This window comes from Mobilicoccus caccae, from assembly GCF_030161635.1.
Classification (GTDB): domain Bacteria; phylum Actinomycetota; class Actinomycetes; order Actinomycetales; family Dermatophilaceae; genus Mobilicoccus; species Mobilicoccus caccae.
Genome location: NZ_BSUO01000001.1, coordinates 2,345,757 through 2,365,970, shown reverse-complemented (window position 1 = coordinate 2,365,970; position 20,214 = coordinate 2,345,757). Strand labels below are relative to the sequence as shown.

Genomic DNA, 20,214 nt, shown 5'->3' with positions numbered 1-20,214 from the left:
GACTAAGCGCTTGCTCTGCGGTGAGCGTTTGCTTACTCTCACTCATGACGGGCCACCCGTCAAGAGACCACCGGAGGGCTGCCGTGGTGAGAGCGAACACGTCGTCGTCGACGAGCCCGTCCTCGGGCCGGCTGCTCGCGGCCGCCACCGAGGCCTTCGCCGAACGGGGCTTCCACGGCACCACGACTCGCGACATCTCCGCCCGCGCCGGCATGAGTCCGGCGGCGATGTACGCCCATCACCGCTCCAAGGAGGAGCTGCTCTACGCGATCTCACTCCATGGACATCAGCGGGTGCTGAGTGCCATCCAGGAGGCATCGGCGCAGGGCGTCACGCCCACCGAACGGTTGTCGCGTGTCGCCTACGCGTTCGGTGCCTGGCACGCCGAGGGTCACGTGCGGGCGCGGGTCGTCAACTACGAGTTGGGGTCCCTGAGCCCCGAGCACCGCGCGGAGGTCACGGCCCTGCGCCGCGGCATCGACACGGTCTTCCGTTCGATCGTGGCCGCGGGGATCGCCGCGGGGGAGTTCGACGCCCCCGACGCGTCGATGACGGCGGTGTCGCTGATCTCCCTCGGCATCGACATCTCACGCTGGTACAACCCGCAGGGGAGTGGACGACCGACGACGTGGCCGCCCACTACCGCGACACCGTCCTGCGCATGGTGGGCGCCCAGCACTGAGTCATCGCGCTCACGGATATCCGATTGCCGTGGGTGGACCGGGGCGATCTACTGACGTCATGGACGAGCCGAGGCTTCACGCCATCGGCCTGACCTGCGCGGATGTGGTGGTGGCATGGAACGATCTCGCTCGCCGGGGACACACCGCCGGCCGAGAGGCGGCCTGGTGGCGCAGCGCGGAGGCGACGGTGAGCGCGCTGCGAACCCCGGTGGGCTCGTCTTCCTCGGGGCGGCTCCGCTCGCCCCGGCTCTCGCCGGCCACGGTGGCGCCGGCACCTCGGCGCGCTCCGCGTCCACCAGCGCCTGAGAATGGGCCGATCCAGCTGTGCCCGTCCGGTTCTCGGGGGCGTCCGGTCGAGCAGTGGCGCAGTCGTCGAGGCCCTCTGAAAGGTGATGCTCCACCCCGCATCCGGGCACATCGCAGCACCTACAGTGACTCGCACATCACCCCACCGTGGAGGCGACGATGGTCCGTCCGATCCTGCGAGTCCTGTCCGTCGCGGTCTGCGCCGCCCTGGCCGGGAGCGCCCTGCCGGGAGCCGCACGCGCTGCGGAGCCGGGCGCCGACACGTCCGACACCCGTCCCGCCGGGTGTGCGGATCTCGGAGCGCCGATCCCGCACGACGTGATCGACCTCCCCACGCGCGGGGCGACCATCACGGCGGCCACCTCCTTGAACACGCCTGCGACGGGCGCCTACTGCCAGGTGACCAGCGAGATCCACCCCGTCGACCGGTCCGCGCCGCCGATCCGGTTCCAGGTCAACCTGCCTGACGAGTGGAACCACCGTTCGATGCTCTTCGGCGGGGGCGGGATGAACGGCACGCTCGTCACCGGGCTCGCTCAGGTGCCGGCGGGCCCGGCGGCCGGCCTGACGCCGCTCGCGCAGGGCTACGTCACCTACGGCAGCGACTCGGGCCATCAGGCCGGGCCCGCGACCAGCCGCGACGGGCGGTTCGCGCTGAACGACGAGGCTCTGCGCAACTTCGCCGGCGACGCGCTGAAGAAGACCCACGACGTCGCCATGCGGCTCACGTCGCTGCGGTACGGCAGCGATCCGCGGTACCGCTACGTCGCCGGCGGCTCGACCGGTGGCCGCGAGGCGTTGCTCGCGGTGAGTCGGTGGCCGCGGGAGTTCGACGGCGCCCTCGTGCTCTACCCGGCGTGGAACGCGGTGGCGCTCAACCTCGACTTCGGGCGCATGACACGGCAACTCGCGAAATCCGGGGCGTATCCGAACCCGGCGAAGAGGACTGCCCTGTTCACCGCGGCCCTGCAGACCTGCGACGGCCTGGACGGTGTGCGCGACGGCGTCATCTCGAACCAGAAGCGTTGCGATGCGGTGTTCGATCCGGCGACGGCGCGCGTCGGTGCGGTGCCGCTGCGGTGCGCCGGTGGTGAGGACACCGGCGACACGTGTCTTTCAGATGAGCAGATCCGCTCGTTCCGTACCCTCGACACGCCCCTGCGGCTGCCCTACCGCCTGGCGAACGGGGAGCGCGGTTACCCCGGATTCACCACGTGGGGAACCGATTTCGGTCGCGTCCACGACCACCCGCTGCAGGCGACGGTCTCCTCGCTCACGCTCGGGCTGGTGCCGCCGACCACGCCGATGCCACCGGTGCTCGCGGCGGGGAGCCCGCCGTACGGGGCGACGTTCTGGGACGAGTGGGTGCGCCACGCCGTCACCCGCGACCCCGGATTCGACTCGCTGTCACTGGATCCCGCCCGGCCAGGAACGTGGCAGGAGCGGATCGTCGAGTTGAGTCGTCTCCAGGACGTCGACCCGCGCGGCCTGCGCACCTTCGCGCGTCGTGGCGGCAAGATCCTCATGGCGCACGGCCTCCACGACGGCCTCGTGAGCAACCGCGCCACCCAGCGGCTCATGGACCGGCTGAACTCCGACCTCGGTCCGCGGCTGACTCGACAGATGGTGCGGTACTACGAGATTCCCGGCTACGGTCACGCGGCGAGCACGGTGTTCAACGCCGAATGGGACTCGGTGCCCGCCCTCACCCGGTGGGTCGAACGGGGACGCTCGCCCCGCGCCCAGGTGGTCACCGATCGCGTCGGCGTCTCGACCGGACGCACCCGTCCGTTGTGCGACTACCCCACGTGGCCGCGCTATGTCGGCGGCGACGTCGACGCGGCGAGCAGCTTCCGCTGCGTGCGCAGGTGAGGTAGGGACGCAGCCGTGGCGCACCGTCCGGCGGGTCAGGGCAGCGGCGTCGGGCTCGTCGTCGGGGCGTAGAGGGGCGGGCTGGCGGCGACGGCCTGGCGCAGGTCGGTGAACCGGCGCTGTGTCGTCGGCCGGCCGGTGACCGCGCGCGTCGCGAACGCCACCATGCGGCGCTGCACGAGCCTTGTCGCGCGGTCTCCCCAGGCGAGTTCGGAGTGGGGACCGCGCACGAACAGCAGCTCGCGACCGGCCGGGCGGGCGCGACGGTAGGCGTCGAACGTGCCGAGCGGACCGGCCACGTCGTCGGTCAGGCCCTTGCCGAAGAAGACGGCCGGCCAGGAGCCGATGCCGGCCAGCGGCTCGGAGGAGGGGTAGCGGACGAGCCCGAGACGCTCGCGGCGCGCACCTTCGAGAGCGATCTGGTCGGGTTCGGAGCGAGGGAAGCCGGGCAGGGCGGCGAGCAGGATGGCTCCCTTGATGTTCGGAATGCCCCACGGCTTGTGGCAGGGTCCGCCACGCGGCCGGTCGACCTCGCACCAGCGTCGGGTGTTGGCGTGCATGGCCCACTGCGTCGTGTACGAGCCCTGGCTCGAGCCGCCGAGGAGGATCGGCATCCGAGCCCGCTCCCGCGGCGGCACGACCGCGCGCGCCGCGGCAGTGCCGGTGCGGGTGACGCCGTCGGGCCCGAGGGTGCGCAGGCCGCGACCGGAGCGCAGCGCGTCGACCGCGCGGAGCATGTCCAGGCCCTGCTGGAAGGTGTTGTCGGGGGTGCGGCCGCCGGAGATCCCGTGGCCGCGCTTGTCGAAGGTGAGGACGTCGAAGCCGGCCTCGTTGAGGGATCGCAGGTAGGAGCGCCAGGCGGGTCCGCCCCAGCTCTCGGTCAGCGAACCCTTCTGCGGGTAGTCCGCATTCGCCCATCGACCGTCGCCGGTGCGCACGTACAGCGGGTCCTTCGGGTCCTGTGTCGTCGTCGTCTCGATGGTGCGGCCCCCGATGAGGATGACGAGGGAGCGTCGGCGCTCACCGCGGCGGTCGGCGACGCCCTTGCCGGCCAGGTACCACCCGCGCAGCTTGACCGCCGCGGGGTGGCCGTGTTCGACGTCGAACCGCTCGGCGGGAACGGTGAACTCCACCGTCGTCGTGCGCTTCTCGGCGGCAGCGATGGGTTCGGTGAACGGCGCGCGGGCGAAGAACCCGGGCCGGCGGATGGCGCTCAGGTCGAGGTTGGCGTCGTCGGGGTCGATCTTGCCGAAGGGCACGACGGATCCGGTGAGGCGAAAGGTCTGGGGCTCGTAGGAGTCGAGCTGGGCATCGGCCGCGCACCCGCCGGCGGCGTGGCACTCCCGGTAGCGGCTGCGCAGGGCCTGGTCGGTGAACGCGGTCACGCGGTAGTCGGTGCGGGAGCCGGCGGGCGCGAGCGGTGTCGGGGTGAAGCCGATGCAGACGTGGCCGTGCGTGGCGTCGGGCACCCGGTATCCGGGCAGTGGCCCCTGCTGCGGCATCCCGACCTGCGCGGTGCAGTCGGTCGGCGGCACGAACCGTGACTCGGGCGAGGGCGCGGGCGACGCCGAGGAGTCGCGGTGTGCGATCCCGGCGCCGGTGGCCGGTGCGATCGCGATCAACGGGCCGATGAGCAGCGCGGTCGTGACGGCGGTGGTGAGGCGGCGCAGGCGGGTCATGGAGGAGCCCCTCGGATCGACGATGAGGTGCCTGATTCTGCTGGAGCACCACGAGCGCGTCGAGCGATGTGGGTCATTCCGGGTCGAGGTGGTGCTCGGCGCGGAGGGCGTCAGCCGTGGCAGAGGCAGAACGGGTGTCCGGCGGGGTCGAGGAACACCCGGAACGTGGTGCCCGGTTGGTGCTCGTGCTTCGTCGCGCCGAGGTCGATGACGGCCGCCTCGGCGACGTCGAGGTCATCCACGTCGACGTCGATGTGCATCTGCTGGGGAGCGTCCTGCCCCGGCCACCGGGGAGGCGTGTAGCCCGCGACCTTCTGAAAGCAGATCGAGGCGCCGTGATCGCCCGAGATGGACCACCACTCCTCGCCGGGGTGGACCTCCCACCCGAGCAACGCAGCGTAGAACTCGGCGAGGACCTGCGGGTCGGGGCAATCGAGCATGACGACGGGATTCCGCGCAATGGCCATGTCGCACCCTAGGCACGATCGGTCCACGACGGCAGCGCAGAATCCTGCACGGGCGGACCCCGCTGCTGCGCGCATCCGTGGGAGTGTGCGGGCTCCTCCAGCCGCAGCACCGATTTCTCGGCGGTATGACCCCGGGGTGGCGAGGTCGACCTGACGGCCGAAGCTTCGAGCCCCGTTGACGACCGTCTCCGCGCTAGGTTGACAGACCACGAGCCCGCGGCCAGCGGAATCAGCTCTCGGGCAAGGAGATCCAGATGACCACGTCGTCCACACGTCCCCCGTCGGCCCCGAACGAAGCGGACCGGAGCGCCGCCTCCGGATTCAGTCGGCGCACGTTCCTCGCCGCCGCCGGCGTGGGAGCCTCCGTACCTCTGCTGAGCAGCGAACAGGCGCGGGCGACGGTGCGGGCGGTCAGCCCGGAGGCCGCGGCGGCCTCGACGAAGATCGTCGTGCGGCTCAAGGAGGGCACGAACCTCTCGGCGACCCCCGGACCCGACGGCTCGATGTTCCTCGACCTGCAGGGCGTGGTGTGGCGGATGCCGGCGCAGGGCGGGCAGGCGCGTCCGATCACCGACGCCACGCTCGAACCCGCACGACCCGACTGGTCGCCGAAGGCAGGGCTACTCGCGTTCCAGGCGTTCGAGACCGGCAACTACCACGTCTATGTCTGCGCTCCCGACGGCTCGGGCCTGAAGCGTCTCACCGACGGCCCGTTCGACGACCGCGAGATGGCCTGGTCACCGGACGGGCGTCGCATCGCGTTCGCCTCCGATCGTGCGGAGGAGGGTTCCTACGACATCTGGACGATCGACGCCGACGGTGCGATCTCGAGCGTCAGACGTCGGGCAAGGCCAACGACTACGCCCCCACCTGGGCGGCCGACGGCCGCAGCCTCGTCTTCGTCCGTGACCGAACGACGCTGGCGCGGGTGGCCGTCGGCGGTGAGGGCGCCGTCGAGACCGTCCGCACCGCTCCCGAGGGCAGCCGTATCGAGCGGCCTTCACTGTCGCCGGAGGGGCGCCTGGCCTACCTCGTCTTCGCCGACGCGGGTGGTACCGGTGAGGTCCACGTCGACGGACGCCGCGTCAGCGAGCCGGGTGAGGACGTCTTCATCGCCCCGCCGCGCTGGCTGGAGACGGACCGACTCCTCTACACCGCAGACGGAGTCGTCCGGGTGCGTGATCTGCGCTCCGGTGCGAAGCGCGTCATCCCGTTCACCGCGAACTTCGAGATCGAGCGCGAGGCCTACACCCTCAAGGTCGTCGACCCGGCCCGCCCCGGCCCCTCGACGGCGGTCGGTCTGGTCACCCCGCGGATCTCCCCGGACGGCAGGACGCTCGCGTTCATCGCGCTCAATCGCATCTGGTTGCGGCGGGGCAACCGGAATCCGCAGCAACTCCTCGATCCGGGGCGGGCGTACACCGTCGGCAGCCTGTCCTGGGCGCGCGACGGACGTTCGCTGCTGTACTCCAGCGACCGCGAGGGGCTGCTCGCGATCTACCGCTACGACCTGCGCACTCGTCGGCACACGCGGCTCACCGAGCTCGCCGGTGCACAGTTCGACCCGGCGCTCTCGCCCGACGGCGCGCAGCTCGCGTTCCAGGACGAGCGCAACTCCATCCGCGTCCTCGACCTGGCCTCGGGTGAGCACCGCGTCATCGCCGATCCCGTCGCCGGGCGGGAGCGGGTCGGCCCGCCGAGCTGGTCGCCCGACGGCCGGTTCATCGCCTACAACGACCGCAGCACCATCAACACCCGGTTCCGTGAGGGCTACAACCAGATCAAGGTGATCGACGTCGCCTCCCGTGCGGTGCGCATGTATTCGCCGGTGCCGCACGGCTCGCTGTCGGACCGCGGCGACTGCGGTCCCGTGTGGTCGCCGGACGGCAAGTGGATGGCGTTCGTCATGGAGTCGGCGTTGTGGGTGCTGCCGGTGACGCCGGAGGGGGCGCCCGCGGGGGAGCCGCGTCGCCTCACCTCCGACGCCGCCGATGCCCCGTCGTGGACGGCCGACTCCCGCACGATCTGGCACCTGGCGGGTCGGCGGCTGCGGCGGGTCGACGTGCCCTCGGGACGCACCTCGACGGCCCCGACGCCGCGCATCCACTACCGCCGCGAGCGTCCGAACGGCACGGTGCGGGTGCACGCCGGACGTCTGTGGGACGGCACGGGCGACGCACCGCGTGAGGACGTCGACGTGCTGGTCAAGCACAACCGGATCGTCGCCGTCGAGCCGCACCGGAGCTCGGCGCGCGCCGACCGGGACGACGCCCGGTTTGTCGACGCATCCGAGCAGACTGTCCTGCCCGGTCTGTGGGACTGCCACAACCACCCGACCGAGCAGCAGGCCTTCGGTGGGCGCTACTTCGGGCTCATGCTCGCCTACGGCATCACGACGAACATCTCGATGGGCTCGATCGCCTACGAGGGGCTCAACCATCGCGAATCGCTGGCCTCGGGCGACTTCGTGGGTGGACGGCACTTCACGGCCGGAGAGCTGTTCGACGGCACCCGGACCTCGCACCCGCCGACGCGGGCGTTCGCGACGATGGAGGGTCTGGAGCGGTCGCTGCGGCGGGCCCGCGAGCTGCGCTACGACTACATCAAGACCTACGTGCGCACACCGATGCCGATGATGGAGCGGGCCGCGCAGGTGGCGCACGCCGACCTCGGCGTCCCTTCGGGCACCCACCTGCTCGCACAGGGCCTCTCGGCGGGGCTCGACATGATCACCCACCTGTCGGCCACGCAGCGCCTGGAGTACAGCTACTCCCAGTCACCGGCCGGGCACATCTATCAGGACGTGGCGGCCCTCGTCGGCAAGGGCGCGTTCCGGGTCATCGTCACGCCGTTCGACTCGCTGCAGTACGTCGCCGACGATCCGCGGCTCCTGAACGACCCCCGGGTGCGCACCCTCATGCCGCCGTGGGTGTCGGCCCTGCTCGCCGAACTCCCCGCGACGACACCCGCGATGCAGCAGACGCTCGCCGCCGAGATCGCTGCGTACAAGCGGCTGCTGGAGGCAGGCGGCATCCTGCTCGCCGGCAGCGACGCACCGATCGTGCCGCCGGGGATCTCGTGGCACACGGGACTCCGGGCGATGGTCCGCGGCGGCATCCCGCTCGCCGACGTGCTGCGCACCGCAACGGTGTGGCCGGCGACGATCATGGGGGTGGCCGACCGGCTCGGCACCGTGACCGCGGGCAAGGTCGCCGACCTCACGTTCGTCGACGGTGATCCGTTCACCGACGTCGACGACCTTGTGCGGACCTCGCGAGTCATGACGAACGGTCGCCTGGTCACGCAGGAGCAGGTCCTCGCGCCGTTCACCGACGAGGGCGCCGGCCCGGGGCTGGGGCGGACTCTCGCGGGAGTCGGCGCCGCGCATTGGGGCGCCGTCGGCCGGGACATCGCCGCCGACGCCTGCTGCGCCCGCCGATGACCGCCACCGGGAGGGGATGACTACGTGGACACCGTCCTGTTCCTGGGATTCGCGGGAGATCGTGGCGCGGCGCCTCACCCAGGCGACGATGAGGGAGGCGGCCATGAACATGCCGATGTACCCGAGCGCGGGATACACCGAATTCATGAGGGCGTCGAACCCGATGAAGCTCACGGCATAGCCGGCGACACAGGTGATGAGGAAGACCCGGCGATGACCACCCGGGCGTCCGGCGGTCAGTCGACGGCCAAGCGCGTAGAACATTCCGATGGCGGTGTTGAAGATCATCGCGAAGATGATGACCACCATGATGTGCCCGAGGATCGGATGGATGCTCGCCATGAGTTTGAGCATCGGGATGTCGGCCTCGGCGACCTCCGCGACATTGAGATACAGCGTGACGCCGGACAGCAGGAGCAGCACCGTGTAGAGCAGGCCGCCGGCGATCCCACCTGTCGCCGCCTGGCGCAGATTCGGATAGTTGCCGCCGATGACCAGGCACATGGACACGGCCAGCAAGAGAGCCAGGCCGGCGTAGTTGAGGGCGGAAAGCCACCAGGGAGTCACCGGCGCGCTGGCCTGTGCTGCGGCGGCGTCCAACCCGGACAGGTCCGTCGGCAGGTTGAGCATCGTGTAGGTGAAAGCGCCCACCACGGCCACGATGACCAGCGGAGTCACGCCCGAGATGACCGAGGACACCTTGTCGACGTCGAGCAGTCCGGTGGCCATGACGAGCGCGGTCATGATTCCGGCGCCCGCCCAGGCGGGGAATCCGTGCTGCTGCTGCAGGGTTGATCCCGCTCCCGCGAACATGACGAACCCGATGGCGAACAAGGTGACCGTCACCGACAGATCGAGAAAGCGCGACACGACCGGATGCGCCACGTGCCGGAACACCGTGTAATGCTCTTGGGCGAGGAAATAGCTGCCGAGTTGGATGATGACGGCGCCCGTCAGTGTCATGAGGACACCGGCGATGACGATGCCCCACAATCCGCTGCTGCCGAAGGCCACGAAGTATTGGATGACTTCGCGTCCGGTCGAGAATCCCGCACCCACGAGGAGGCCGACGAAGGCGAGGGCGATCTTGACGGTGGTCTTGCCGGCCATGTTCCGGCTCCTTCGGGAGAGGGTGTCCGGGCGACGTCGCGACCGGCTGGAGAAGGGGAGCAGGACACCGGCATTTGAGGAGCCGGGGAGCGGGCCACCTTCGACGTGGCTCGACTCTATCCCTGCGGGACTGGGCGCAGACCGGGCGCGGGAGGCCGGCGTCGGCGAGCGCGTCGACGGCGAGGCGACCTCGTCAGGGTGCGGTGATCGACGTCGACCGCCCGGCGCCCTGAGCCGGCGGCTCGATCCGGGATCAGTCGCGCGCGAGGTGCGCCCAGATGGCGCTGTGATCGCTGTGGGCGGCGAGCCGGGGCGAGTCGTCGATGTCGACGGCGAGCACGTTCGCGTCCCGGGTGAAGACGTGGTCGTAGCGACAGCCGACGCCGGAGTGGTCGACCCAGGTGACGCGCGAGCCGTGGTGGGCGGCGCGGTAGGCGTCGTCGAGACCCATCTCGGTGAGGCGGTCGTAGGCGGCGCGCTCCTCGGGGAGCACGTGGCGCAGGCCGTCGACGTCGTCGGGGTCGACGATGTTGAGGTCGCCGGCCACGACGAGCGGGCCGGGCCGGGAGGTCGCCTGCTCGACGGTGGCGACGAAATCCTCCAGCCAGGCCCGCTTGCGGGCCCGCTGCGCCTTGTCGGAGTAGCGCACCGGGTCGCTCGCGGCCCCGTAGACGCCGAGGACGCGCAGCCCCGCGACCTCCACCTCGACGAGGCGCGGGCCGGTGGGGGCTGCGGCGTTCACCTCCAGGTCGGGGTCGGTGACCACGACCGCCACGCCTCGCCCGGCCGATCCACTCTGATCGGGCGGCGTGGCGGCGACCCGGTGTCCGGCGGCGCGACACACATCGAGCACGAGCCGCGACCCGCGGCCGCGAGTCAGCTCGGACAGCACCCACACCTGCTCGTCGCGGTGCCACAGGTACTCGAGCAGCGCCCGCGCCGCCTCCGGCGAGGGCGACGCGACGTTGAGTGCGAGGAGACCGATCACCGTCCCAGTCTGGGAGGTTCGGGCACCCGCGGCCCGCGGGGCGGTCGCCGGCGGTCACCACGGCCGTTCACCCGATGGTGAGCCGGCCCGGTCGCAGCTGTTTCGCCTTCGCCTGGTCAGGTGTGGACACGAATGAAGAACAACACCGACGACATGGAGAGCGGGTCGATCGTCGCGATCCTGCGCCGCCGCAGGTCAGAGCGCCGAAGCGCGGTGACCTCCCTGTCGATGTTGTCGGTGTTGTTCTTCGATTGGGCCGCCCCGCCCCTGCCCTGCACGGGGGTCATCTGCTGCCCGAGCCGCCGGCCCGACTCGCCGAGCACCAGGGGTGCCAGGTTGCGGAAGGCGGACGGCGCAGAAGGGGGCAGTACCCGTCGCGGCGAGAGCTCGTGATCAGGGAGGAGTTCTCGCAGCGACTGGTCGGTCTGCGCTCCGACTCCGCGGCCCGCCGTCTGGCCGACGGCTTGTTCGCCCATCCGGTCATGGATGCGCGGCTCGCCGAGGAGGTGACGGGGGGCACCAATGTGCACCGTCACATCGACGCGCTCGTCAGGACAGGGATCCTCGTCGGGCGGCAGGACGACAAGAGCCGCGGCATGATCTGGCGTTCCCCCGACATCCTGCGGGCCCTGGACGACCACGCCGCCCGCGTCCCTCGACGGGGCCGATGACGCGCGTCGGATGGGTAGCGTGGTCCCGTCCGAAGCTCGAACGACCGCAGCCCGTCGGGACACTCACCCGGTCACCCAGACGCATGGAGGACGACCATGACCACCGCCCCGCCCCGCACTCACACGGACCTCCTCGAGACGTTCCGCACGGTGCGCACCCTCACCGATCGCCTCACGCGCGACCTGTCCCCCGAGGACCAGACCCCGCAGTCGATGACGGAGGCGAGCCCCGTCAAGTGGCATCGCGCCCACACGACGTGGTTCTTCGAGGAGTTCGTGCTCGGCGCCGATCCCGCCTACCGGCCCCGTCATCCGGCGTTCCGGTTCCTCTTCAACAGCTATTACGAGGCCGTCGGGGCCCGGCACCCGCGCCCCGATCGTGGCCTCGTCACCCGTCCCGGAGTCGCCGAGGTCGCCGCCTACCGCCGCGACGTCGAGGAGCAGGTCGACGCCGCCCTCGAGGCGGGCCGGCTCGACGACGACCGTCTCGCGCTCGTCGAGCTCGGCTGCCACCACGAGCAGCAGCACCAGGAGTTGCTGCTCATGGACCTCAAGCACCTGCTGTCGCGCAACATCGTGCAGCCCGTGTACGTCGAGCGCGCCCCCGACGAACACTCGCCGACGGCACCCTGTACCTGGACCCACGTGCCCGGCGGCCTCGCCGAGATCGGCCACGACGGCCTGGGATTCGCCTACGACAACGAGGGCCCGCGGCACCGCGTCTGGCTCGAGGACGTCGAGCTGGCCTCGCGGCAGGTCGCCAACGGGGAGTGGATGGAGTTCATCGCCGACGGCGGCTACACCCGTCCCGAGCTGTGGCTCTCCGACGGATGGGGCGCCCTGCAGGGCAGCGACCGGCGGGCGCCCGGCTACTGGCAGCAGGAGGACGACGGCGCGTGGACGACGTTCACCCTGTCGGGACGCCGCCCGGTCATCGCCGCCGAACCCGTCTGTCACGTCTCGTTCTTCGAGGCCGACGCGTTCGCCCGCTGGGCCGGCTGCCGGCTTCCGACCGAGCAGGAGTGGGAGGCGTGGGCGACGAGCCGGCCGCGCGTCGATGGCCCGCTGCTCGACCCCGACCGCTGCCACCCGGCGCCGGCGTCCGACGTCACGCTCGGCGGCGTCTGGGAATGGACCTCCAGCGCCTACCTGCCCTACCCCGGGTTCGCGCCCGTCGAGGGCGCCGTCGGCGAGTACAACGGCAAGTTCATGAACGACCAGCACGTCCTGCGGGGCGCGAGCGCGGTCACCCCGCCGGGACACCAGCGCACGACGTACCGCAACTTCTATCCGGCGGCGTCGACGTGGGCCTTCACCGGGCTGCGCCTGGCCCGGTGACCTCGTCGGGCGCTCGCGCCGACCCTTGAGGCCGATCCCGGGGCACCGCCTAGGGTGATCCATGCCTTGATGGCGCTGGTGTTGCGCCGTGCCCGAGGGGGAATCGAATCCCTCGGACGCCCCCGGTGCCAACAGTCAGAGCAGGCTAGTCCCATGGTCGAGCCGAGGTTCGAGACCGGCTCGCCGATCCAAGGCTCCAGTCCACCCGTGGGGCGTCACGACGTATGTATCGGCGCTGAATGCAGCCGTTCCGTGATTGCTGAAGTGCCAGGCCTCCATGAACTGCCATTCGACCAGGGTGTCGATGACCCTTCCCTCGCGGCACACGACGGTGTACAGCTCCCCGGGGATGGGGTTGATGCCCCCGCCTACCCACGTCCGGGCCGGGACCATGTCCTCAGCGATCTCCCTCAGCTGATCGCTCAGCTCCATCTGGGTTCGGTCGGCCGCATCCCGGGACGTTCGATCATGCCTGGTCATCGGTGTCGGAGTGTCGAGGGTGCGGACGCCGAGGAGTGCCTGCGTCTCCTCATCGACGTGGGCGACGATCGTGCGGCCCAGGCGGGCGTCGCCGGCTTCGAGGATGGCCGCGAGGCTGACGGGCGGCGTGGCGAGTGTGAATTGAGCGTGTCGCTGTGTCTGCATCCCGGCATCCTCGTCACCGACGGTCGTCTTCGGACGCCCACTCCACACGCTGTGGATATCCGGGAGAGGTGGGCTTCGGGTTGTGATGACCTGACGGCTCCACCTACCGATCCAGGAGTCGACCATGGGCATGCAGACGCGCTATCTCGGCGCACTGACCATCACACCGTCGCTGTGCCAGGAGGAGGTGACGTGGTTGCGTGCCCACCAGCAGACGGAGTTTGCGTTGCATCCCCACGATCCGTACCCGGCCGCGATGAATCCACGCGCCGAGAGGGCTCACGCGTTCGCCACCGGGGCGGTACCTGCATCAGGGACGCGCGACTCCCGCACACCTCGCTGGGTTGACTGGGCACCCAGTGTCGATGGCACCCATCTGCGTTGGCAGGAGGCGGACAAGTCCAACGCGCCGATCCCTGAGATCACCTACCTCATCGAGCATTTCCTGAAGCCTGGCGCTCACGCCGCCAGTGATGGCCGCAAGGACTTCGAGAAATTCACGTTCGATCACGTCGTCGAGGGGACCATCGCTGCTGAACGCAGCGACGGGCGTCTCTACCTCATCGAGGCGGTCGACAACGTCGTGCGGGAGATCGTGCTCGTGCGCGGCGCCGCGGAGTGGGGGAGTGCTGACTCGTCCCACGATGCCGGACCCTCTGGCGCTGCCCTGACACGACCGGTCGAGACATCGTCGTCATCGCTCCTTGTGGTCGAGGTCGGGGAGGGGGAGGGTCAGGGCGTAGGAGCTGAGGGTCTTGCCGTGGCCGTCGAGCGTGGGTGAGGCCGTGACGCCGGCGCCCAGGACGCCGGGGATGCGGTAGACGAGGCCGGGTAGTTGTGGCATCTCGACCCGGGTGACCGTGCCCGTCACGGCGTCGCCGAAGTGCGCGGCGATCCGCTCAGGGGTGACGTGCTCGGTCACATGCCGGTAGGCGGCCCCGTCCCGGGGGAACAGGGCCAGGATGAGCGTGTCGCCCTTGTCGCCGGTTCGTGCTGTCGCGATGTCGTCGAGGATCATCGGTCTGCTCCGATCGTCGTCACGGTGGTACGCACGCGGTCCCGGGCGATGTCGCACGAGCGCACCGCGACGACCGAGCCGTGCGAGCGGCGGGCGCCACCACCACCCGTGGGCCCGTTCGTGTACAGCGCTTCGACCTCCCAGCCGGCAGCCTTGGCCCGCTGTTCGTCCGGGGTGTGGACGGCCACGCGCAGCCGCACCTCGGTCGGGTCGCTCGGGTCGGTGAGCCCGCGGAAGGCCGCGCCGGCGCCGATGTACTCGACGTCGATCTGCTCCGGCGTCAGGCCGTGGACGTCGACGAGGCGTGCGCTGACGATCTCGCCGGCCCATCGCGCTCGGTCCAGGCATCGCGGCCCGGCGTAGGTGATCTGCCCTTCGCCCTGCCAGCCCTCGTCGAAACCGAGGGTGACCTTGAGGGTGTCCGGCCGGGTGCGCCCGGTGGCGCCGGACACCGCCACCCGGTCGACCCCCTGCTGCTCGAAGCGCACCGCCGAGAAGTCGGCGACGACGTCGGGAGTCAGGTAGCTCCTCGGGTCGTCGACCTCGTAGAGCAGCTGCTCGGCGCACGTCTGCGTGTCGACGCGGCCGCCGCTTCCGGGGGTTTCGTCAGTATCGCGGTGCCGTCGGAGGCGACCTCGGCGTAGGGAAAGCCCAAGCGAGCCATCCCCTCGACCGGCTTCGTCAGCGGATCGGCGAAGTACCCGCCTGTGAGCTGACCTGCGCATTCGAGAAGGTGACCGACGACCGTGCCCTTGCCGGCGATGTCGGGATCGCTCAGGTCCCACCCGAACTCGTGGGCCAGTGGCCCGACGTAGAGGAGGGGTCGGCGCAGCGCCCGGTCACGACGACGTCTGCGCCGCGGGCGAGGGCTTCGGCGATCGGCTCGGCCCCGATGTAGACGTTCGCGGACATCAGGGGGTGCGGCCAGCGCGACAACGGCTCACCGGTCTCCCACAGCATGGGGTCGAGGTCGGCGACCAGGTGGGTGATGTCGTCGCCGGTGACGACCGCGATACGCAGCCCGTCGAGGCCGAGTTCGGTAGCGACACGGGCGATGAGCTCGCCGGCGGCCGTCGGGTTGGCGGAGCCGGAGTTCGTGATGATTCGCGTGCCCTGGCGATGGCACGCGGGCAGCACCGCACGCATCCGGGCCTCGAGCAGGGGGTCGAATCCGGTGGCCGGGTCCTCGCGGCGCCGCTTGTGGCCGAGGGCGACCGTGCGCTCGCCGAGGCATTCGAAGACGAGGTAGTCCAGTTCGGCGCGTTCGGCCAGTTCGACTGCGGGGTCGATGCGGTCGCCGGCGAACCCGGCGCCGGCGCCGATCCGCACAGGCGTCACGCGGCCCACAGCGGCACCGCCCCGGTGAGTACGGCCACGGCGAGCATGACCAGGCTGGCGGCCCACGCCCACCCGATGAGGTGGCGGATGTGCCGGCCGATGTCGACGCCGGCCAGGCCGACCAGCAGGTAGAACGAGCCGGTCATCGGGCTGATCGGGAATCCGACGGTCTCCTCGCCGAGGATCGAGGCCTGCGCGATGTCGACGCCACTGACGCCGAACTGCTCGCCGATACCGATGAGCACCGGCAGCATTCCGAAGTAGTAGGCGTCGGGGCCGAAGAGCAGCGACAGCGGCACGCCGAGCACGCCGACGATGAGGGGAGTGCGGGCGCCGCACCGGCCGGGATCACCGAGGCGGCGGACTGCGCCATCGCCTCGATCATGCCGGACTCGTCGAGGATGCCGAGGAAGACACCGGCCGCGAGCAGAGTCGAGGCCATGAGCATCGCCCCGTGGGCGTGCGCCTCGATACGGGCGGTCTGCACCTTGAGGCCGGGGTAGTTGATGAGCAGTGCGATGACGACGGCCGCGAGGAAGATCAGTTCCGGGGTCGAGACAGAGAACACGAGCGCCCCGATCGTCGCGAGGGTCAGCACGACATTGACCCAATACAAACGCGGCCGACGCAGGGTGGAGGTCGAGGCGTCGGTGGTCTCGCCCGAGGGCGCGGGGGCGGTGGCGTCTGCGGTGTCGTCGGAGTCGACGGGACCGGTGAACGCGGATGGTCCACCGGCAGCGGCGATGCGGCGCTGCTCCCGACGTCCGAGAATCGCGGCGAACACGAGAACCGTCACGATGCCGGCGATCTGCGCGGGGATGAGCGGCAACCAGAGTTCGTTCGCCGAGACGCCGGTCGTCGTCGCGGCGCGGGCGGTAGGGCCGCCCCACGGCATCAGATTCATGACGCCCGCGCCCATTCCGACGCACGTGGCGAGGACGAGGCGGCTCATGCCGAGACGGTCGAACACCGGCAGCATCGCCGGGATCGCGATGAGGAAGGTCGTGGCTCCGGCGCCGTCGAGGTGGGCGACGATCGCCAGCGCGGTCGTCGCGACGGCGACGGTGACGGGGGCGTTACCGGCGAGTTTGACGATGCGTTCGATGATCGGGTCGAACAGGCCCGCGTCGCGCATGACGCCGAAGAAGACGATGGCGAAGACGAACATCGTCGCGGTCGGTGCGACGCCCTTGATGCCATCGGCGGCGAACTTGCCGATCTCGGTGGGGGAGAAGCCGGTGAGGAGGGCGGCGAGGATCGGGACGCCGGCGAGTGCGACGACGGCGGCGACGCGATTGGACAGCAGTAGCGCGAGGATGACGCCGATGGTGAGGAATCCGGCGAGTGTGAGCATGTCGCTCCCTGAGGCAGGTCGGTGAGGGGATGCCTCAGCATTCAGCGGTGATGGCAATCACGTCCAACATCGATCTCCGCTAGATTCATGCGCTGTGAGCATCGATGTGGATGTCCGTCACCTGCGGGTCCTGCTTGCTGTGGTCGACGCAGGCGGGTTCTCCGCGGCCGCGACGCGCCTGCACGTCGCACAGTCCTCGCTCAGTCGCACGGTGGCCGAGCTGGAGCGTCGGGTGGGGGTCAGGCTGCTGGAGCGCACGACCCGGCGGGTGCATCCGACGGCCGAGGGCGAGCAGGTCATCGCGCTGGCCAGGCATACCGTCGCCGAGGTCGATCGCGCCCTCGCCCACCTCGACGGCTACCTCCAGGGGTCGCGCGGTTCGGTGTCACTGGCTGCTCTGCCCTCGCTGGCGGCCTGCCTGCTGCCGCCGGTGCTCGCCGAATATCGCCGGGAGCGGCCGGATGTCGCGCTGACGGTCGTCGATGGGCTCGCGCGACAGGTGGAGGTGATGGTCGGCGCCGGTGAGGTGGATTTCGCCGTGTCGAGCAGACCCCCAGACGTTGATCGACTCGTGTCGATCCCCATCGCCACCGATCGGTTCTACGCCCTGTGCCCTCCGGGGCATGCGTGGGTCGGCCGGGAGTCCGTCGCGTGGGCCGAGCTCGCAGGCAGCGACTTCGTGCAGTTCACCGCGCAGAGCAGCATCCGCACGCTCGTCGACGACGCGCTCCTGGCCGGTGAGGTGAGCCTCGGGCGGACGACGCAGGCGAGCAGCGTCGTCTCCGTCGCCGGTCTCGTCGCGGCCGGGGCCGGCGTCACGGTGGTGCCGGCACTCGTCGGGCCGCTGACGAGCTTCTCGGGAGCGCACCTGGTCCCGCTCGTGGAACCTGTTCTCACGCGGCAGATCTGGGTCGTCCGCGACCCGTTGAGGCCGTTGTCCCGCGCTGCTCTCGCCTTGCTGGAGGTGATCACCGGTGCGCGGGAGCGTGGGCTTGTTCTGCCCGCGGGGTGTGCGTGGGTGGGGCGAGCACGTGACGCGAAGGGTGAGGAGTGCCCCACGAGGACGACCTCAGGGCTCCTCGGCGATCACTCCGGGTAGGTCGCCAAATCGGGCCGCGGCGTCACTGCTGAGCAGCACCCGGGTGGTCTCGGCGGCATGGGCCGCGATGATCAGGTCGTGGGCGCCGCGAGGCCGGCCCGTGCGACGGGTGTGCGCGATGAGGCGTGCGTGGTGCGCCGCCGTTCCCCGGGTGTAGTCGAGAACCTCCACGTTCTCCTCGATCGCGGCCAGCGCCCGAGCACGTTCAGCAGCGCGATCGACGGTGTCGGCGAGTTCGATCCCCGTCCGGTGCTCGGCCACGGTGAGCGAGGCGATGGCCAGGTCGTCATCGTCGAGCGACGCCTGATCGACGAGGCCCCTCTCGTAGGCGATGAGCATGGTGGTGTCGAGGATCAGGCGTCGCGCCACGGGTCGGGCACCTCCTGTGACACGGCAGCGACAGCACTCTCGATGTCTGCGACGAACTGCTCGTCAGGAGCAGCGATGTCCGCGAGGGCGAGGCGTAGGTCGCGGCCCGCGCGTCTGCGCGCCGGCCGGATCTCGGCGATCGGCCGCTTGCCTCGGGTCACGACGACGGATTCGCCGGCCTCGATCGCGTCGAGCAGGTCGGAGAACTGCCTGGACGCGTCGGTGGCGCTGATCGTTCTCATGACCTCACGATATCTGATAATCAGATTCGGGGCGTCGGTCCTCACTGAGATCCCCGGCCGCCTCGACGGGCGGTGCGATCAGCTCCGGCCGGACTCCACCGCCTGGGCCAGGGAGGCGAGGGAGCGATCGAGGTGTGCCGTGTCGACCGACGGCAGACCGCCGATCTGTTCGGCGATCTCCGGCGGGGTGGCGGCCCAGTCGTAGGTGAGGCGCACGCGGGTCCCCTCGTCCACCGGTTCCAGGTCGTACCGTCAGAACCAGCCTCCACCCTCCAGGACGCCCTCGGGCGAGTACTGCGACGGCTCCCAGGCGATGGCTCGGCCCGGGTCCAGGACCGTGACGCGGTTGTGCATCTCGTACCGGCCGCCGGCGTTGACGTGGAACATCTCGATGCCGAACACCTGGTCGACCTCCGTGATCGGCGGGGAGACTCCTCCAGGCTGCCGCGCACCCAGTCCGTCGGTTCTGTGTGGTGGTGTCGAGCGGGGTCCGTGAGCAGGGCGAAGATCGCCGGGGGTGTGGCGGCGATGGTTCGCTCGGCGATGAGCTGTGTGGCGCCGGCGGGTGCGTTCTCGCTGGTCATGAGGGGTTCCTTCCGTAGAGTGCGGCGACGTCGGGGGAGTCGAGCCATTTGTCGTAGGTCTCGGATTGCGGCCATCCGGCCGGCACGTCCTGCCACTGCTCCTGGCGGCCCCAGGGGAGCAGGTCGATGAGGGCGAAGGTGTGGGAGAGCTGTTCGGTGCCCCGTCCCGCGGTGTGCCAGGTGCGGTACACGGCATCACCGTCGCGCAGGAATACGTTGACGGCGAAGCCACCGTTCGGCGGCGCATCGACGTCGGCGCCGAAGGAACTGTCCGCGGTGGAGTACCACTCCATCTCGTTGCCCACCTTCTCGCGGTAGGCCAGGGCCTCCTGGATCGGGCCCTGGGTGACGATGACGAACCGGGCGTCATAGCCGCGCAGGAACTCCAGGCGGGTGAACTGGCTGGTGAAGCCGGTGCAGCCAGGGCACTGCCATTCGGAGTCCGGGAACCACATGTGGTGGTAGGTGATCAACTGCGACCGGCCGTCGAACAGGTCGGCCAGGCGGACGGGGCCGTCCTTCGAGTCCAAGGTGTAGTCGGGCATGGCCACCATCGGCAGGCGGCGGCGCTGGGCCGCGATCGCGTCGAGCTCTCGGGTGGCGGCCTTCTCGCGGACCCGGAGCTCGTCGAGCTCGCGCCTCCAGGTCGCAGCATCGACGACGGGTGGGAGGGCGGTCTGCTGCGTGGTCATGATGCTCCCTGAGATGGGCTACGGTGGATGTAAACACAGGAAACATCCGTGTGTGAACACCGTAAACTTGCCGGAGGGGAGATGTCAAGGGTGGCCGGGAAATCAGGTCCGTACCACCACGGCGACCTGCGTGCGGCGCTCGTGGCCGAGGGGCTGGAGATCGCCCGCAGAGAAGGGCCGTCCGCCCTGTCCCTGCGCGAGGTGACCCGCCGTGCCGGGGTGTCCCCGGCGGCCGCCTATCGCCACTTCCGCGACCGGGCGGCACTCATGAGCGCGCTCGGCCGCGAGATCCAGGAACTCATGGCGACCAGGATGCG

At 70.4% G+C, this 20,214-nt stretch carries 23 protein-coding genes and 2 pseudogenes; 10 read left to right on the top strand and 15 right to left on the bottom strand.

The window, feature by feature from the left end; all coding sequences use genetic code 11:
• The first annotated feature begins 86 nt into the window (after positions 1 to 86).
• The 3 genes from QQK49_RS11545 to QQK49_RS11535 all read left to right on the top strand — a co-directional run bounded on the left by QQK49_RS11545 (position 87) and on the right by QQK49_RS11535 (position 2,861).
• Positions 87 to 737: a TetR/AcrR family transcriptional regulator gene (locus tag QQK49_RS11545; protein WP_284304052.1), complete on the top strand. Its 651-nt coding sequence runs from the start codon at positions 87 to 89 to the stop codon at positions 735 to 737.
• A gap of 111 nt (positions 738 to 848) precedes the next feature.
• Complete coding sequence (locus QQK49_RS11540) at positions 849 to 989, top strand: hypothetical protein (protein ID WP_284304051.1); 141 nt, start codon at positions 849 to 851, stop codon at positions 987 to 989.
• 159 nt (positions 990 to 1,148) lie between these two features.
• Positions 1,149 to 2,861 carry a tannase/feruloyl esterase family alpha/beta hydrolase gene (locus QQK49_RS11535; RefSeq protein ID WP_284304050.1) on the top strand — a complete coding sequence of 571 codons (1,713 nt, stop codon included), beginning with the start codon at positions 1,149 to 1,151 and terminating at the stop codon, positions 2,859 to 2,861.
• Between the two features lie 35 nt (positions 2,862 to 2,896).
• On the opposite strand, the gene QQK49_RS11530 is transcribed toward QQK49_RS11535, so the two are convergent.
• The 3 genes from QQK49_RS11530 to QQK49_RS11520 form a co-directional block, all read right to left on the bottom strand.
• Positions 2,897 to 4,540, bottom strand: a complete 1,644-nt coding sequence (locus tag QQK49_RS11530; RefSeq protein ID WP_284304049.1) for an alpha/beta hydrolase — start codon at positions 4,538 to 4,540, stop codon at positions 2,897 to 2,899.
• 110 nt (positions 4,541 to 4,650) lie between these two features.
• Positions 4,651 to 5,007: a VOC family protein gene (locus QQK49_RS11525; protein WP_284304048.1), complete on the bottom strand. Its 357-nt coding sequence runs from the start codon at positions 5,005 to 5,007 to the stop codon at positions 4,651 to 4,653.
• Positions 5,008 to 5,236: 229 nt separating this feature from the next.
• Entirely contained in the window at positions 5,237 to 5,467 is a 231-nt protein-coding gene (locus tag QQK49_RS11520; RefSeq protein WP_284304047.1) for a hypothetical protein, read from the bottom strand.
• A 468-nt stretch (positions 5,468 to 5,935) separates the two neighbouring features.
• Here QQK49_RS11520 and QQK49_RS11515 point away from each other — a divergent pair, with 468 nt between their 5' ends.
• From QQK49_RS11515 to QQK49_RS11505, 3 genes are all read left to right on the top strand, one after another.
• Positions 5,936 to 8,449, top strand: a complete 2,514-nt coding sequence (locus QQK49_RS11515) for an amidohydrolase family protein (RefSeq protein ID WP_284304046.1) — start codon at positions 5,936 to 5,938, stop codon at positions 8,447 to 8,449.
• Between the two features lie 24 nt (positions 8,450 to 8,473).
• On the top strand, positions 8,474 to 9,244 hold the full coding sequence (locus QQK49_RS11510) for a hypothetical protein (RefSeq protein WP_284304045.1): 771 nt from the start codon (positions 8,474 to 8,476) through the stop codon (positions 9,242 to 9,244).
• Between the two features lie 81 nt (positions 9,245 to 9,325).
• Positions 9,326 to 9,637, top strand: coding sequence for a hypothetical protein (locus QQK49_RS11505; RefSeq protein ID WP_284304044.1), 312 nt, complete (start codon positions 9,326 to 9,328; stop codon positions 9,635 to 9,637).
• 175 nt (positions 9,638 to 9,812) lie between these two features.
• Here the strand turns inward: QQK49_RS11505 and QQK49_RS11500 are convergent, their stop codons facing one another.
• Positions 9,813 to 10,547: an endonuclease/exonuclease/phosphatase family protein gene (locus QQK49_RS11500; RefSeq protein ID WP_284304043.1), complete on the bottom strand. Its 735-nt coding sequence runs from the start codon at positions 10,545 to 10,547 to the stop codon at positions 9,813 to 9,815.
• Positions 10,548 to 10,663: 116 nt separating this feature from the next.
• Complete coding sequence (locus QQK49_RS11495) at positions 10,664 to 11,188, bottom strand: hypothetical protein (RefSeq protein ID WP_284304042.1); 525 nt, start codon at positions 11,186 to 11,188, stop codon at positions 10,664 to 10,666.
• A gap of 126 nt (positions 11,189 to 11,314) precedes the next feature.
• Here QQK49_RS11495 and egtB point away from each other — a divergent pair, with 126 nt between their 5' ends.
• Positions 11,315 to 12,556, top strand: coding sequence for an ergothioneine biosynthesis protein EgtB (egtB, locus tag QQK49_RS11490; protein ID WP_284304041.1), 1,242 nt, complete (start codon positions 11,315 to 11,317; stop codon positions 12,554 to 12,556).
• Between the two features lie 135 nt (positions 12,557 to 12,691).
• Here the strand turns inward: egtB and QQK49_RS11485 are convergent, their stop codons facing one another.
• Complete coding sequence (locus QQK49_RS11485; protein WP_284304040.1) at positions 12,692 to 13,333, bottom strand: hypothetical protein; 642 nt, start codon at positions 13,331 to 13,333, stop codon at positions 12,692 to 12,694.
• On the opposite strand from QQK49_RS11485, the gene QQK49_RS11480 reads away from it, so the two are divergent.
• On the top strand, positions 13,326 to 13,982 hold the full coding sequence (locus tag QQK49_RS11480; protein WP_284304039.1) for a hypothetical protein: 657 nt from the start codon (positions 13,326 to 13,328) through the stop codon (positions 13,980 to 13,982). The genes QQK49_RS11485 and QQK49_RS11480 overlap by 8 nt on opposite strands.
• On the opposite strand, the gene QQK49_RS11475 is transcribed toward QQK49_RS11480, so the two are convergent.
• The 4 genes and pseudogenes from QQK49_RS11475 to QQK49_RS11460 form a co-directional block, all read right to left on the bottom strand.
• Positions 13,896 to 14,219, bottom strand: coding sequence for an AtuA-related protein (locus tag QQK49_RS11475; protein WP_284304038.1), 324 nt, complete (start codon positions 14,217 to 14,219; stop codon positions 13,896 to 13,898). The genes QQK49_RS11480 and QQK49_RS11475 overlap by 87 nt on opposite strands.
• A pseudogene (locus QQK49_RS11470) lies at positions 14,216 to 15,548 on the bottom strand (acyclic terpene utilization AtuA family protein). The gene QQK49_RS11475 and the pseudogene QQK49_RS11470 overlap by 4 nt, the downstream one beginning before the upstream one ends.
• Positions 15,549 to 15,553: 5 nt before the next feature.
• The gene (locus QQK49_RS11465; RefSeq protein ID WP_284304037.1) at positions 15,554 to 15,703 is read right to left on the bottom strand and encodes a hypothetical protein; all 150 of its coding nucleotides are present in this window, start codon (positions 15,701 to 15,703) and stop codon (positions 15,554 to 15,556) included.
• Positions 15,700 to 16,911: a CitMHS family transporter gene (locus QQK49_RS11460; RefSeq protein ID WP_284304036.1), complete on the bottom strand. Its 1,212-nt coding sequence runs from the start codon at positions 16,909 to 16,911 to the stop codon at positions 15,700 to 15,702. The genes QQK49_RS11465 and QQK49_RS11460 overlap by 4 nt, the downstream gene beginning before the upstream one ends.
• Before the next feature lie 94 nt (positions 16,912 to 17,005).
• Here QQK49_RS11460 and QQK49_RS11455 point away from each other — a divergent pair, with 94 nt between their 5' ends.
• Positions 17,006 to 18,010 carry a LysR family transcriptional regulator gene (locus tag QQK49_RS11455; protein WP_284304035.1) on the top strand — a complete coding sequence of 335 codons (1,005 nt, stop codon included), beginning with the start codon at positions 17,006 to 17,008 and terminating at the stop codon, positions 18,008 to 18,010.
• Here the strand turns inward: QQK49_RS11455 and QQK49_RS11450 are convergent.
• The 5 genes from QQK49_RS11450 to QQK49_RS11430 form a co-directional block, all read right to left on the bottom strand.
• Complete coding sequence (locus tag QQK49_RS11450; RefSeq protein ID WP_284304034.1) at positions 17,981 to 18,379, bottom strand: PIN domain-containing protein; 399 nt, start codon at positions 18,377 to 18,379, stop codon at positions 17,981 to 17,983. The two genes, QQK49_RS11455 and QQK49_RS11450, sit on opposite strands and share 30 nt — an antisense overlap.
• On the bottom strand, positions 18,364 to 18,621 hold the full coding sequence (locus QQK49_RS11445) for a type II toxin-antitoxin system Phd/YefM family antitoxin (protein ID WP_284304033.1): 258 nt from the start codon (positions 18,619 to 18,621) through the stop codon (positions 18,364 to 18,366). The genes QQK49_RS11450 and QQK49_RS11445 overlap by 16 nt, the downstream gene beginning before the upstream one ends.
• A 78-nt stretch (positions 18,622 to 18,699) precedes the next feature.
• Complete coding sequence (locus QQK49_RS11440) at positions 18,700 to 18,837, bottom strand: SRPBCC family protein (protein ID WP_284304032.1); 138 nt, start codon at positions 18,835 to 18,837, stop codon at positions 18,700 to 18,702.
• A gap of 36 nt (positions 18,838 to 18,873) precedes the next feature.
• Positions 18,874 to 19,023: an SRPBCC family protein gene (locus QQK49_RS11435; protein ID WP_284304031.1), complete on the bottom strand. Its 150-nt coding sequence runs from the start codon at positions 19,021 to 19,023 to the stop codon at positions 18,874 to 18,876.
• Between the two features lie 178 nt (positions 19,024 to 19,201).
• Positions 19,202 to 19,897, bottom strand: coding sequence for a DUF899 domain-containing protein (locus QQK49_RS11430; RefSeq protein WP_284304030.1), 696 nt, complete (start codon positions 19,895 to 19,897; stop codon positions 19,202 to 19,204).
• 81 nt (positions 19,898 to 19,978) lie between these two features.
• Between QQK49_RS11430 and QQK49_RS11425 the strand changes: the two are divergent.
• Positions 19,979 to 20,116 (top strand): annotated as a pseudogene (locus tag QQK49_RS11425) (TetR family transcriptional regulator); the annotation flags it as partial.
• Positions 20,117 to 20,214 lie beyond the last annotated feature (98 nt).